Annotated in this window: 15 protein-coding genes and 3 tRNA genes; 13 read left to right on the top strand and 5 right to left on the bottom strand. The window is 72.2% G+C overall.

Features of this window, described 5'->3' with window-relative positions:
* Nucleotides 1–30: 30 nt before the first annotated feature.
* On the bottom strand, nucleotides 31–1,230 hold the full coding sequence (locus IF27_RS10570; protein ID WP_052849197.1) for an amidohydrolase family protein: 1,200 nt from the start codon (nucleotides 1,228–1,230) through the stop codon (nucleotides 31–33).
* A 127-nt stretch (nucleotides 1,231–1,357) separates the two neighbouring features.
* On the opposite strand from IF27_RS10570, the gene IF27_RS10565 reads away from it, so the two are divergent.
* The 7 genes from IF27_RS10565 (at nucleotide 1,358) to IF27_RS10535 (ending at nucleotide 5,029) form a co-directional block, all read left to right on the top strand.
* Nucleotides 1,358–1,430 (top strand) — tRNA-Thr (locus IF27_RS10565).
* Between the two features lie 44 nt (nucleotides 1,431–1,474).
* Nucleotides 1,475–1,547 (top strand) — tRNA-Met (locus IF27_RS10560).
* 96 nt (nucleotides 1,548–1,643) lie between these two features.
* Complete coding sequence (gene rpmG / locus IF27_RS10555) at nucleotides 1,644–1,808, top strand: 50S ribosomal protein L33 (protein ID WP_052849196.1); 165 nt, start codon at nucleotides 1,644–1,646, stop codon at nucleotides 1,806–1,808.
* Nucleotides 1,809–1,915: 107 nt separating this feature from the next.
* Complete coding sequence (locus IF27_RS10550; protein WP_052849195.1) at nucleotides 1,916–2,374, top strand: MaoC family dehydratase N-terminal domain-containing protein; 459 nt, start codon at nucleotides 1,916–1,918, stop codon at nucleotides 2,372–2,374.
* On the top strand, nucleotides 2,371–2,805 hold the full coding sequence (locus IF27_RS10545; RefSeq protein WP_052849194.1) for a MaoC family dehydratase: 435 nt from the start codon (nucleotides 2,371–2,373) through the stop codon (nucleotides 2,803–2,805). The genes IF27_RS10550 and IF27_RS10545 overlap by 4 nt, the downstream gene beginning before the upstream one ends.
* A gap of 92 nt (nucleotides 2,806–2,897) precedes the next feature.
* The gene (locus IF27_RS10540; protein ID WP_223290995.1) at nucleotides 2,898–3,476 is read left to right on the top strand and encodes a TetR/AcrR family transcriptional regulator; all 579 of its coding nucleotides are present in this window, start codon (nucleotides 2,898–2,900) and stop codon (nucleotides 3,474–3,476) included.
* Between the two features lie 89 nt (nucleotides 3,477–3,565).
* The gene (locus IF27_RS10535) at nucleotides 3,566–5,029 is read left to right on the top strand and encodes a DHA2 family efflux MFS transporter permease subunit (RefSeq protein WP_223290994.1); all 1,464 of its coding nucleotides are present in this window, start codon (nucleotides 3,566–3,568) and stop codon (nucleotides 5,027–5,029) included.
* A gap of 75 nt (nucleotides 5,030–5,104) precedes the next feature.
* Here the strand turns inward: IF27_RS10535 and IF27_RS10530 are convergent, their stop codons facing one another.
* Nucleotides 5,105–5,578, bottom strand: a complete 474-nt coding sequence (locus tag IF27_RS10530; RefSeq protein ID WP_052849192.1) for a VOC family protein — start codon at nucleotides 5,576–5,578, stop codon at nucleotides 5,105–5,107.
* Nucleotides 5,579–5,695: 117 nt separating this feature from the next.
* Here IF27_RS10530 and IF27_RS10525 point away from each other — a divergent pair, with 117 nt between their 5' ends.
* A complete protein-coding gene (locus tag IF27_RS10525; protein ID WP_052849191.1) occupies nucleotides 5,696–6,751 on the top strand; it encodes a UDP-N-acetylmuramate dehydrogenase in 1,056 nt (351 codons plus the stop codon).
* Between the two features lie 21 nt (nucleotides 6,752–6,772).
* On the opposite strand, the gene IF27_RS10520 is transcribed toward IF27_RS10525, so the two are convergent.
* From IF27_RS10520 to IF27_RS10510, 3 genes are all read right to left on the bottom strand, one after another.
* A complete protein-coding gene (locus tag IF27_RS10520; RefSeq protein WP_052849190.1) occupies nucleotides 6,773–7,594 on the bottom strand; it encodes an SAM-dependent methyltransferase in 822 nt (273 codons plus the stop codon).
* Between the two features lie 115 nt (nucleotides 7,595–7,709).
* Nucleotides 7,710–8,729 carry an adenosine deaminase gene (locus IF27_RS10515; RefSeq protein WP_052849189.1) on the bottom strand — a complete coding sequence of 340 codons (1,020 nt, stop codon included), beginning with the start codon at nucleotides 8,727–8,729 and terminating at the stop codon, nucleotides 7,710–7,712.
* Nucleotides 8,730–8,830: 101 nt separating this feature from the next.
* Complete coding sequence (locus IF27_RS10510; protein ID WP_052849188.1) at nucleotides 8,831–10,087, bottom strand: pyridoxal phosphate-dependent aminotransferase; 1,257 nt, start codon at nucleotides 10,085–10,087, stop codon at nucleotides 8,831–8,833.
* A gap of 223 nt (nucleotides 10,088–10,310) precedes the next feature.
* Here IF27_RS10510 and IF27_RS10505 point away from each other — a divergent pair.
* From IF27_RS10505 to rplA, 5 genes are all read left to right on the top strand, one after another.
* A tRNA-Trp gene (locus tag IF27_RS10505) sits at nucleotides 10,311–10,383 on the top strand.
* A gap of 94 nt (nucleotides 10,384–10,477) precedes the next feature.
* On the top strand, nucleotides 10,478–10,744 hold the full coding sequence (gene secE, locus IF27_RS10500; RefSeq protein WP_223290993.1) for a preprotein translocase subunit SecE: 267 nt from the start codon (nucleotides 10,478–10,480) through the stop codon (nucleotides 10,742–10,744).
* Nucleotides 10,745–10,812: 68 nt separating this feature from the next.
* On the top strand, nucleotides 10,813–11,658 hold the full coding sequence (gene nusG / locus IF27_RS10495) for a transcription termination/antitermination protein NusG (protein ID WP_052849187.1): 846 nt from the start codon (nucleotides 10,813–10,815) through the stop codon (nucleotides 11,656–11,658).
* A gap of 184 nt (nucleotides 11,659–11,842) precedes the next feature.
* Nucleotides 11,843–12,277: a 50S ribosomal protein L11 gene (rplK, locus tag IF27_RS10490; RefSeq protein WP_052849186.1), complete on the top strand. Its 435-nt coding sequence runs from the start codon at nucleotides 11,843–11,845 to the stop codon at nucleotides 12,275–12,277.
* A gap of 79 nt (nucleotides 12,278–12,356) precedes the next feature.
* Entirely contained in the window at nucleotides 12,357–13,073 is a 717-nt protein-coding gene (gene rplA, locus IF27_RS10485) for a 50S ribosomal protein L1 (protein ID WP_052849185.1), read from the top strand.
* The last annotated feature ends 131 nt before the right edge of the window (nucleotides 13,074–13,204 follow it).

Raw genomic sequence — 13,204 nt, 5'->3', positions numbered from 1 at the left:
CGCGGCCCCGTACCGCCCGACCGGACGTGCTCAGCCCGTCGCCTGGCGCGGCAGCTCGGGGCCGCCGCCCCCGTCCCCCGTCGTGCCGCAGTACTCGCGGACGGCGCTGGTCCGCGTCACGATCCGCCCCCGGTGGATCACCACCCGGCTGTACGCGAGCGACAGCGCCCCCGCCACCGTCTCCCCGCGCACGGCCAGCAGCTCCGCCGGGAACCCGGCCTCGATCCTGACCTCCGGCAGCCCGATCGCCGCCCGCGCGCCCCCGCTCACCGCCGCGTACGCCCCCGCGGGCCGCAGCGCGCCGTGCGACGCGAGCTGATAGGCCGCCTCCAGGGGATCGCCGCGCCCGACCGGGTTCGCGACGTCCCGCAGCGCCCCGCCCCCGGCCGCCACCCGCACCCCGGCCGCCGCGAGCAGCCGCGCCGGTGTGCCGGGAACGGCGGCGCCCGACAGGCCGCAGGGCCCCTGCGGCAGGCAGACGACCGTCACCCCGGCCGCCGCCAGCCGGTCCGCCGCCCGCGCGGCCACGTCGGGCGGCAGGCGCAGCAGCCCGGCGCACGGCCCGAGCGTCACCCCGAACCGGCACGCGCCCGCCGCCGACGCCAGCCGCGCGAGCCTGGCCGGTTCGTCGCCCTCGGTGTGCAGGTCGATCGCACAGCCGTGCTCGTCGGCCAGCTCCAGGACGATGTCCAGGTATCCGGCCGGGTCGGGGTCGAGGTCGGGCGAGCCGCCGAGCGCGCCGGCGCCCATCTTCGCCGCGTCGCGCAGCACCGCCCGGTTCTCCGCCCCGGCCAGGCCGGTGAGCACCCGGGGCGCGGCGACCGCCGCGAGTTCCGCCGAGCCCCGCAGCGAGCGGCGTACCTCCAGGGCCGCCTCCAGCGCGGCGAGCCCGACGGCGTCGCCGATCCGTACGTGGGTGCGCTGGGCCGTCGCGCCGTGGCCGAGCTGGAGGAGGGCCGCCTCGGTGATGCGGCGCCGCAGCGCGGCGGGGGTCTGCGCCGGTGGCGGGCCCGTGGCCGTGAGCGCGGAGTCGTGGTGGGCGTGCGGCTCCGCGGGGGCCGGGAGCAGCAGCCACCCGGCCAGATCGACGCGGTCGCCGCCCTCCACGGCCGGCCCCGTGAGGCTGCCCGGAGTGCCCACCGCCGCGATGCGGCCCGCGCTCAGCGCGACGTCCACGGTCCGTCCGTCGGCGAGGCGAGGCCCAGTGAGTACAAGACGGTCATCAGGCATCAGGGGGGAGCGTACGGCGCCGCCGGGCCCCTGAGCGGTAAGGGCCGAATAGTCGTACTGGGGCCGGTTGGTTCCTTGGCTATCGATTTCGCCTTACGGCCGCGACCGTGTAATCTCTTGAGCGCTCGCCCCAATAGCTCAGTCGGCAGAGCGTCTCCATGGTAAGGAGAAGGTCAACGGTTCGATTCCGTTTTGGGGCTCTGGAGTGCTTCGTTCTCACAGCAACGGGAGCGGGTCGCTCCGAGGCGGCGTAGCTCAGTCGGTAGAGCAAACGGCTCATAATCGTTGTGTCACCGGTTCAAGTCCGGTCGCCGCTACCCACCGTAGCCGATTGCGGGGTCGGTCCTCCGATCGGCTACTCTTTTCTGTGTTCGATCAGATATACATTGTCCCTTCCGTCAAGGAGCACTCACGTGGCTGCCACCGACGTCCGCCCGAAGATCACGCTGGCCTGCGTGGAGTGCAAGGAGCGGAACTACATCACCAGGAAGAACCGGCGCAACGACCCGGACCGCCTGGAGATGAAGAAGCACTGCCCGCGCTGCAACGCGCACACGCCGCACCGCGAGACCCGCTGACCTCGGCGATCTCCGCCGTGACGAGGCCGCACCCCGCAAGGGTGGCGGCCTCTTCCCGTAGTCCTTGTGAACGGTTCCTTTCACCTGAACGGATGTGAGGCCGCGCGATGGCACTCGACCAGTCGTTCGTAGGGCGGAGCTACCCGCCCACCGAACCCTACGAGGTGGGCCGCGAGAAGATCCGGGAGTTCGCCGTCGCGATCGGTGACACGCACCTGGCGTACACCGACCCCGAGGCGGCCAAGGCCCTGGGCCACCCGGACGTGATAGCGCCGCCGACGTTCGTCTTCGCCCTCAGCTTCGAGGCGGCGCAGACCGTCGTCCAGGACCCGGCGCTCGGGCTCGACTACAGCCGCGTCGTCCACGGCGACCAGAAGTTCGCCTACACGCGGCCGGTCCGCGCAGGCGACCGGCTCACCGTGACGTCCACCATCGACTCCATCGCGTCCCGCGCGGGCAACGAGATGATCGACATCCGCGGCGAGGTGCACGACGCCTCGGGCGAGCACGTCGTGACCGTGGTCACCAAGCTGGTCGCCCGCCGCGTCGAGGAGGGGGCCGCATGACCGCGACCGTCAGGTACGCCGACGTCGAGGCGGGCACCGAGCTGCCCGGCGCGTCGTTCCCCGTCACCCGGGCCACGCTGGTGCGGTACGCGGGCGCCTCCGGCGACTTCAACCCGATCCACTGGAACGAGCGGTTCGCCCGCCAGGTGGGGCTGCCCGACGTCATCGCGCACGGCATGTTCACCATGGCGGAGGCGGTCCGTGTCGTCACCGACTGGGCGGGCGACCCGGGCGCGGTCGTGGAGTACGGCGTGCGGTTCACCAAGCCGGTCGTGGTGCCGGACGACGACACGGGCGCGCTGATCGAGGTCACGGCGAAGGTCGGCGCCAAGCTGGACGACGAGGCGCGGACGGTCCGGGTGGACCTGACGGCACGCAGCGCGGGCGAGAAGGTCCTCGGCCTGTCCCGCGCCGTGGTCCGCCTCGCCTGACCCGCGCCCCGCGCGCGTACGGAGCCGGTCCGGCCACCGCCGGGCCGGCTTCCTGTTGACAGCGGTAGTGATTACTCACTAACTTTCTCTCCATGGCCAAGGAGAGCAGCCGTATGAGCGCGGCGGAACGGCGCGAGAGCGTGATCCGCGCCGCCGTCACCGAGTTCGGCCGCGGCGGCTACGCGGGCACCTCCACCGCCGCCATCGCCCAGCGCGTCGGCGTCTCGCAGCCGTATCTCTTCCGGCTTTTCCCCGACAAGCGCGCGATCTTCCTCGCCGCCGCCGAGCGCTGCACCGGCGACGTGCGGCGGGCGTTCGAGGCGGCGGCCGACAAGGCCCCGGCCGACGCCGCCCCCGAGGAGATCGAGCACCTGATGGGGGAGGCGTACAACGGCCTCATCGCGGACCGTGACGCGCTGATGTTCCAGATGCAGATGTACGTGGCCGTGCACACCGCCGAGGTCACGGGCGACACGGCGTTCGGCGAGGAGATCCGCGCCCACTGGGGCAGGCTGTGGGAGTCGGTCCATCTGCGGCTCGGCGCCGACCCCGGCGTCACCGGCGGGTTCTTCGGCACCGGCCTCCTCATGAACGTGCTGCTCGCCCTCGGCTTCCCGCCCGAGGACCACCTGTGGACCGCGTGCAGGAAGGTCCACGACCCCGACGTCTGACGCCCGACGGGACGCCCCCGTTGTCGGCGCTCCCGTGTGTCGCTGAAAGTTATTGAGTAATCACTAAATCTCCGTAGGAGGAGAGACCCGTGGCAGGACACGCACCACCGCCGTCCGGGACGGCGCCGTCGCGCGCGCTCATCGTCTGGACGCTGATCCTCACCGGCGCGGCCACCTTCATGGCCGCCCTCGACAACCTCGTCGTCACCACCGCGCTCCCCGTCATCCGCGACGACCTCGGCGGCGGCCTCGACGACCTCGAATGGATCGTCAACGGCTACACCCTCCCGTTCGCCTGCCTCCTGCTGCCCGCCGCCGCGCTCGGCGACCGCTTCGGCCGCCGCCGGATCTTCAGCTACGGCATCGCCCTGTTCACCGTCGCCTCGGCCGTCGCCGCCCTCGCCGAGTCCACGGACCTCCTGATCGCCGCCCGCGCCCTCCAGGGCGTCGGCGCCGCCGGTATCTTCCCGCTCAGCCTCACCCTGATCACCGCCGTCGTCCCGGCCGAGCGGCGCGGCGCGGCCCTCGGCATATGGGGCGCCATCAACGGCCTCGCCGTCGCGGGCGGCCCCCTCGTCGGCGGCGCCATCACCGACAACCTGTCCTGGCACTGGATCTTCTGGCTGAACGTGCCCATCGGCATCGCGCTGCTGCCCCTGGTCCTCACGCGCCTGCGCGAGAGCCGTGCCCCCGGCGTCACCCGCCTCGACATCCCCGGCGCCGTCCTCGCGAGCACCGGCCTGTTCGGCATCGTCCTCGCCGTCGTCCGCGGCAGCGAGCACGGCTGGACGTCCGGCACCGTCCTGACCGGCTTCGTCCTCGGCGGGCTGCTGATGATCGCGTTCGTCCTGTGGGAGCTGCGGACCGACGCGCCGATGCTGCCCATGCGCCTCTTCCGCTCCCGCGCCTTCAGCGCCGTCAACGCCACGAACCTGCTCATGTACGCGGGGATGTTCGGCTCGATCTTCCTGCTGACCCAGTTCCTCCAGCTCATCCAGGGCTACACGCCGACCGAGGCGGGCGTCCGGATGCTGCCGTGGACCGCGATGCCGCTGCTGATCTCGCCGCTGGCCGGGGCGTTCTCCGACCGCATCGGCGGACGGCCCATCGTCGCGGGCGGCCTGCTCGCCATGGCGGGCGGCCTCGGCTGGCTCGCGGTCCTGGCGGAGCCCGAGGTCAGCTACGCCAGCCAGGTCCCCGGCTTCGTCCTGTGCGGCATCGGCATGGCCCTGTTCTTCGCCGCCATCGGCGAGATGGTGATGGCGAGCGTCGAGCCACGCGAACAGGGCATCGCCTCCGGCGTCAGCAACGCCATGCGGGAACTCGGCGGCGCGCTCGGCGTCTCCGTCCTCGCCTCCGTCTTCGCCGCCCAGGGCGGCTACGAGACACCGCAGCGCTTCACCGACGGCCTCGTGCCCGCCGTCTGGGGCGGCGTGGTGGCGCTGCTGGCCGCGACCGTGGCCGTGCTCATCGCCCCCGGCCGCCGCAGCCGCGCCACGCGGGCCCCCGGCGCCCCGGACGCCCCGGCCGAGCGCGTACCGGTCGCCGCCTGACGGACACCCGAAGGACACCGCCCCCGGGACCGTACGGAGCGCCCCGCCGCCCCCGTACGGTCCCGGCGCGCGCCGTCACCCCGCGTCCGCCGCCGCCTCCAGCGCCGCGACGTCGATCTTCTTCATGCCGAACATCGCCTCCGTCGCACGCCGCGCCCGCCCCGGGTCCGGGTCGCTCGTCAGCTCGTTCAGCCGCAGCGGCACCACCTGCCAGGAGAGCCCGTAGCGGTCCTTCAGCCACCCGCACGGCCCCTCCTCGCCGCCCTCCGTCAGCGCCGCCCAGTAGCGGTCCACCTCCGCCTGGTCGGCGCACTCGATCAGCACCGAGACCGCCTCGTCGAACGTGAACTCGGGGCCGCCGTTGATCGCCGTGAACCGCTGCCCGTCCAGCGTGAAGTCCACCGTCAGCACCTGCCCCACCGGCCTCGGCCCCGCCTCGGTGTAGTGCGTGACGCCGGTCACCTCCGAGTTCGGGAAGAGCGACGTGTAGAACCTGGCGGCCTCCTCGCCCTCGGTGTCGAACCACAGACTCGTCCTGATACCCGGCATGATCGGCTCCTTCTCCCCTGCGCGCTTCCGGATGTTTCCCTTCCCCCGTACCGACTCGCGCGCCGCCCGGAAGTCATCGCCCCGGCCGCCCCCGACCCCCGCCCGTATGCTGGCCCGGTGCAGGAGATCCACAACGCCCCGCTCGCGACCCTCACCACACTCCGGGTCGGCGGCCCGGCGGACCGGCTGGTGACCGCCACGACGGACGAGGAGGTCATCGACGCCGTCAACGCGGCCGACGCCACCGCCACCCCGCTCCTCGTCATCGGCGGCGGCAGCAACCTCCTCATCGGCGACGACGGCTTCCCCGGCACCGCCCTGCGCATCGCCACCACCGGCCGCCACCTCGACGGCACCCGCCTCGAACTGGCCGCGGGCGAGAACTGGTCCGACGCCGTCGCCCACGCCGTCGATGCCGGGCTCGCGGGCATCGAATGCCTCGCCGGTATCCCCGGCTCCGCGGGCGCCACCCCCATTCAGAACGTCGGCGCCTACGGCCAGGAGGTCTCCTCCGTCCTCACCGAGGTCGTCGCCTACGACCGGGTCGCCCGCGAGACGGTCACCCTCCCCGCCGCCGCCTGCGGCTTCGCCTACCGCCACAGCCGCTTCAAGGAGAACCCCGACCGTCACGTCATCCTGCGTGTCCACCTCACGCTGGAGGACGCCGCCGGGCTCTCCGCCCCCCTCCGCTACCCCGAGACCGCCCGCGCCCTCGGCGTCGCCCCGGGCGACCGCGTCCCCGCCGCCGCCGCGCGCGAGGCCGTCCTCGCCCTCCGCGCGGGCAAGGGCATGGTCCTCGACCCGGCCGACAACGACACGTGGTCCGCCGGGTCGTTCTTCACCAACCCGGTCCTCGACGCACTGGAGTGGGACGTCTTCCTCACCCGTGTCGCCGAACGCCTCGGCCCCGACGTCCTGCCCCCGGCCTACCCCGCCGACGACGGACGCACCAAGACGTCCGCCGCCTGGCTCATCGACCGCGCCGGGTTCGCCAAGGGCCACGGCACGGGACCGGCCCGCATCTCCGGCAAGCACACCCTCGCCCTCACCAACCGGGGCACGGCCACCGCCGCCGACATCGTCGCCCTCGCCCGCGAGGTGCGCGACGGCGTCCACGCCGCCTTCGGCATTACCCTCGTCAACGAGCCGGTCACCGTCGGCACCTCGCTGTGACGCCGCGCCCCGGCGCCCCGCTCACGGCTTGACGGCGAGCCCCGCCACGATCAGCCGCTGCCACTCCGTCAGCTCGGGGACGCCCTCGCCCTCGGGACGCCACAGCGCGCACGGCACTATCCCCGGCTCCAGCAGCGTCAGCCCCTCGAACAGCTCCGCCACCTCCTCGTCCGACCGCCAGCGCCCCCGGCCCAGCGACCCCTGGAGGATCTCTTCGAGCCGCGCCGACCCCGGATCGTTCTCGCTGCGGAAGTGACTGATGTACACGTAGCTGCCCGACGGCACCGCCTCCCGCCAGAAACGCGCGAGGTCGAGCGGGCCCTCGTCGTCGTTCACGTGGTGCAGGATCGCCGACAGGACGACGGCCACCGGCTGCTCGAAGTCGATGAGCCGCCGCGTGTCCTCGTGGTCGCGGATACCGGCCGGGTCCCGCAGGTCACCGGTGATCACGACCGTCCGCTCGTTCTCCGCGAGCAGCGCCCGGCCGTGCGCCAGGACCACCGGGTCGTTGTCCACGTACACCACCCGCGACTCCGGCGCGTGCCGCTGCGCGACCTGGTGCACGTTGTCCGCCGTCGGCAGACCGCTGCCGATGTCGATGAACTGCCGGATGCCCGCCGCGCTCATCGCCGCGATCGCCCGCGCCAGCACCCGCCGGTTGTCGAACGCGATGACCTGCGCCCCCGGCAGCTGCGTCACGATCGCGTCGGCCAGCTCGCGGTCCACCGCGTAGTTGTCCTTGCCCCCGAGGACCGCGTCGTAGACCCGCGCGACGCTCGGCCGGGTCACGTCGATCCCTGGCACCGGAGCGCCCCCGTCGGCCGTCGTGTCCTCGTACCCCATGCGACTCTCCCCTTCCACGGCTGATACTGCCGCTCACTGTAGGCGCAGCCCGTGCACGCCGGAACGAACGCGGCTGCTCAGCAAGGGAGTTGTCACCCCGACAGGTCCGGCGCCCTCACAGCGCCAGCCACTCGTCGATCTCCACCATCAGCTTGCCCCGCACGTCCTCGGGCGCCGCCGACGCGCGCACCGACTGCCGTGCCAGCTCCGCCAGTTCGTGGTCGGTGAAGGCGTGGTGCGCCCGCGCGATCTCGTACTGCTCCGCCAGCCGCGAGCCGAACAGCAGCGGGTCGTCCGCCCCCAGCGCCATCGGCACCCCGGCGTCCCACAGCGTCCGCAGCGGCACGTCCGCCAGGTCCTCGTAGACGCCGAGCGCCACGTTCGACGACGGGCAGACCTCGCACGTCACGCGCGCGTCCGCCAGCCGCGCCATCAGCGCCGGGTCCTCCGCCACGCGCACCCCGTGCCCGATCCGGGCCGCCCGCAGGTCGTCGAGGCAGTCGCGCACGCTGATCGGGCCCGACAACTCGCCCCCGTGCGGCGCCGACAGCAGGCCGCCCTCCCGCGCGATGGCGAACGCCCGGTCGAAGTCACGGGCCAGCCCGCGCCGTTCGTCGTTCGACAGCCCGAAGCCGACGACGCCGCGGTCCCGGTAGCGCACGGCGAGCCGCGCCAGCGTGCGCGCGTCGAGCGGATGCTTCATCCGGTTCGCCGCGACCAGGACCCGCATGCCGAGCCCGGTCTCCCGCGCCGTCGTCTCCACGGCGTCCAGGATGATCTCCAGCGCGGGGATCAGCCCGCCGAGCCGCGGCGCGTAGGACGTGGGGTCCACCTGGATCTCCAGCCACCGCGACCCGTCGAGGATGTCCTCCTCCGCCGCCTCGCGCACCAGGCGCCTGATGTCCTCCGGCTCCCGCAGGCACGAGCGCGCCGCGTCGTACAGGCGCTGGAAGCGGAACCAGCCCCGCTCGTCCGTCGCCCGCAGGCGGGGCGGCCGGCCGCTGCTGAGGGCCTCCGGCAGATGCACGCCGTACTTGTCGGCCAGTTCCAGCAGCGTGCCGGGCCGCATCGACCCGGTGAAGTGCAGATGCAGATGCGCCTTGGGCAGGGCACGGACGTCACGTACACGATCCATCCCAGGATCTTGCCGCATCAGGCGAGACGCCCGGTAGTCGTGTGACCCGCACGTGCGGTCGCCCGAACCCCTGTCCCGTCCCCGGGCCGCGGGGAACGCGGTCAGTCCCTGGCCTCCGCGAGCAGCTTCTGGAGCCGCGAGACGCCCTCGACCAGGTCGTCGTCACCGAGCGCGTACGACAGCCGCAGGTAGCCCGGCGTCCCGAACGCCTCGCCCGGCACCACCGCGACCTCGGCCTCTTCGAGCAGCAGCCCGGCCAGCTCCAGGCTGGTCGCCGGACGGCGGCCCCTGATCTCCTTGCCGAGCAGCGGCTTCACGGACGGGTACGCGTAGAACGCGCCGTCGGGCACCGGGCAGGTGACGCCCTCGATCTCGTTCAGCATCCGCACGATCGTGCGGCGCCTGCGGTCGAACGCCTCGCGCATCGCGTCCACCGCCGACAGGTCGCCCGAGACGGCGGCCAGCGCGGCGGCCTGCGCGACGTTGCTCACGTTCGACGTGGCGTGCGACTGGAGGTTCGTCGCCGCCTTGATCACGTCGCGCGGGCCGATCAGCCAGCCCACGCGCCAGCCGGTCATCGCGTACGTCTTCGCCACACCGTTCACGATCACGCAGCGGTCGGCCAGCTCCGGCACGGCGGCGGGCAGCGACGTGAAGCGCGCGTCGCCGTAGACCAGGTGCTCGTAGATCTCGTCGGTGAGCACCCACAGCCCGTGCTCCACCGCCCAGCGGCCGATCGCCTCGGTCTGCTCAGGGGTGTAGACGGCGCCGGTCGGGTTGGACGGCGAGACGAACAGCAGCACCTTCGTCCGCTCGGTGCGTGCCGCCTCCAGCTGCTCCACGGTCGCCAGGTAGCCGCTGGTCTCGTCGGTGACGACCTCGACCGGCACGCCGCCCGCGAGGCGGATCGACTCGGGGTAGGTCGTCCAGTACGGCGCCGGGACGATGACCTCGTCGCCCGGGTCGAGCAGCGTGGCGAACGCCTCGTAGATCGCCTGCTTGCCGCCGTTGGTCACCAGGACCTGCGAGGCGTCGATCGCGTACCCCGAGTCGCGCAGCGTCTTCGCGACGAGCGCCTCCTTCAGCTCCGGCAGGCCGCCGGGCGGGGTGTAGCGGTGGAAGCGCGGCTCGCGGCAGGCCGCCTCGGCCGCCGCGACGATGTACTCCGGGGTGGCGAAGTCGGGTTCACCGGCGCCGAAGCCGATGACGGGACGCCCGGCGGCCTTGAGGGCCTTCGCCTTGGCGTCCACGGCGAGGGTGGCGGACTCGGAGATGGCGCCGACCCGGGCCGAGACACGGCGCCCGGTGGGCGGCGCGACGGGTGGCTGCGCGGGAGATGGGGAGGATGTGGCACTCATATACGCATCGTCCCAGACCGTCCCGTCGGGTGGCACGCGGGTCACGAGGGGTGGACGGGGCCTCGCGGGGGCGGGGCGCGGGGGCGATGTGTCCGGGAAAGCCCGGGACCGGCGGCGGATCCCGCGGCAAGATCCATGTGCCGTTCGACGCCCGGCGCTTCACCACGTACACTCCTCACCGGTGGTGCCCGATGCGGTACGTTGTCGGTAAGCCATGCGGTAAAGGGTCGTAGCTCAATTGGTAGAGCACTGGTCTCCAAAACCAGCGGTTGGGGGTTCAAGTCCCTCCGGCCCTGCTAGGCGCTAGGTACACAGCCGTCCGGGTGGACCGGGCGGCTTATGACCATGACCGGGAACAGGTGAGGACGAGTGGCGGGGATCACAGACTCCGTGGAGACGCCAGAGCCCCGGGGCGAGGGCGCCAGTGGCGGCGGTGGCACCGGCCGCCGCGGCAAGCGTGCCAAGCGCGGCCCGCTCGGCCGTCTCGCGCTGTTCTACCGGCAGGTGGTCGCCGAGCTGCGGAAGGTCGTCTGGCCGTCCCGCAACCAGCTCACGACCTACACCACGGCCGTCATCGTCTTCGTGATCGTCGTCATCTGCATCCTGACCGTGCTTGACTGGGGGTTCAGCCGCGCCGTCGATTACGTCTTCGGCTGATCACCCGGCTGGTCATCTCCGGCTGATCATCAACACCGTGTCCGGAAGCGCAGGAAGAAGCAGCAATCGTGTCTGACCCGTACCGCAACGACGCCGCGTCCCCCGGGACCGAGGGCGACGACACCGCACGCGACATCGTCGAGGAGGCGGAGGAGCAGGCGGACACCCTCGGGGCGCCCGAGGAGGCGGCCACGGAGACCGACGAGATCGGTGAGGACGACGGGACCGGCGCCGAGGCGGCCGAGGAGCCCGCCGGGACCGAGGCCGACGCGGGCGAGGAGGCGGAGCCCGCCGAGCCCGTCGATCCGGTCGCGCAGCTGCGCGAGGAACTGCGGGCCCTGCCCGGCGAGTGGTACGTCGTCCACACGTACGCGGGGTACGAGAACCGCGTGAAGACCAACCTGGAACAGCGCGCCGTCTCGCTGAACGTCGAGGACTACATCTTCGCGGTCGAGGTGCCCCAGGAAGAGGTCGTCCAGATCAAGAACGGCGACCGCCGCACGATCAAGCAGAACAAGCTCCCCAGCTACGTCCTGGTCCGCATGGACCTGACGAACGAGTCCTGGGGCGTCGTGCGCAACACCCCGGGCGTCACCGGCTTCGTCGGCAACGCCTACGACCCGTACCCGCTCACGCTCGACGAGATCGTGAAGATGCTCGCCCCCGAGGTGGAGCAGAAGGCCGCCGCCGAGGCGGCTGCCGAGGGCGGCGCGGGCGGTGGCCGCAAGGTCGAGGTGCAGGTCCTGGACTTCGAGGTCGGCGACTCGGTCACCGTCACGGACGGCCCGTTCGCGACCCTCCAGGCGACGATCAACGAGATCAACCCCGACTCCAAGAAGGTCAAGGGCCTCGTCGAGATCTTCGGCCGCGAGACCCCGGTCGAGCTGAGCTTCGACCAGATCCAGAAGAACTGAGCCGCCGCCGGGCCGTGAGGCCCGGCACGGTGTCCCGCCCCGGTCCCGGTCACCCGGTTCCGGGGCGCGCGATTTTGGCCGTACGACGGTACCCGTTACCGTGGTCCGGTATGCCTCCGTCCGGCACCGGCTCCGGTGCCCCGGCGGCACACCCATCACACACTGAGGTAGAGGACCCGAGAACATGCCTCCCAGGAACAAGAAGGTCACCGGGCTCATCAAGCTCCAGATCCAGGCCGGCGCCGCGAACCCCGCGCCGCCCGTGGGTCCGGCGCTCGGTCAGCACGGTGTCAACATCATGGAGTTCTGCAAGGCCTACAACGCCGCGACCGAGTCGCAGCGCGGCTGGGTCATCCCGGTGGAGATCACGGTCTACGAGGACCGCTCCTTCACCTTCATCACCAAGACCCCGCCGGCCGCGAAGATGATCCTCAAGGCCGCCGGTGTCGAGAAGGGCTCGGGCGAGCCCCAGAAGACCAAGGTCGCCAAGCTCACGCGCGCCCAGGTCCGGGAGATCGCCACCACCAAGATGCCCGACCTGAACGCCAACGACCTCGACGCCGCCGAGAAGATCATCGCCGGTACCGCCCGTTCCATGGGTGTCACCGTCGAGGGCTGAGCCCCGCCGACGTCCACCTTCCCGTGGCAGGGCCTGCGCCGGCCCGCACCACGACTCCGATTCGATCGCAGGAGCAGCAGTGAAGCGCAGCAAGAACCTTCGCAGCGCGGACGACAAGTTCGACCGCACGAGCGTCTACGCGCCGCTCGCGGCCGTCCGTCTCGCCAAGGACACCTCGACCTCCAAGTTCGACGGCACCGTCGAGGTCGCCATGCGCCTGGGTGTGGACCCGCGCAAGGCCGACCAGATGGTCCGCGGCACCGTCAACCTTCCGCACGGCACCGGCAAGACCGCCCGGGTCCTGGTCTTCGCGACCGGTGACCGTGCAGCGGCTGCGGAGGCCGCGGGCGCCGACATCGTCGGCTCCGACGAACTGATCGAGCGGGTGGCGGGCGGCTGGCTCGACTTCGACGCCGTCGTCGCCACCCCTGACCTCATGGGCAAGGTCGGCCGCCTCGGCCGCGTCCTCGGCCCGCGTGGTCTGATGCCGAACCCGAAGACCGGCACCGTCACCCCCGACGTCGCCAAGGCCGTCACCGAGATCAAGGGCGGCAAGATCGAGTTCCGGGTGGACAAGCACTCGAACCTCCACTTCATCATCGGCAAGGTCTCCTTCGACGAGACCAAGCTGGTGGAGAACTACGCCGCCGCGCTGGACGAGATCCTGCGGCTGAAGCCGTCGGCGGCCAAGGGCCGTTACCTGAAGAAGGCGACGATCAGCACCACGATCGGCCCCGGCATCCCCGTGGACACCAACCGCACCCGCGACCTGCTCAGCGAGGACAACCTCGTCTGAGCGCACGCGGCCGGTACCGGTCCGACACACGCCCGTCCCACGCCCTCGCGGCGTGCGGACGGGCGTTTGCGTAGGGCGCCCGCTGCGTTAGCGTGGAGGCGACAGCAGGCCGAGGACGGCGCGGTGGGAGT

Origin of the sequence: Streptomyces avicenniae (genome assembly GCF_000719135.1) — a bacterium.
Lineage (GTDB): Bacteria > Actinomycetota > Actinomycetes > Streptomycetales > Streptomycetaceae > Streptomyces > Streptomyces avicenniae.
This window is presented reverse-complemented; position numbering and strand designations above follow the sequence as displayed.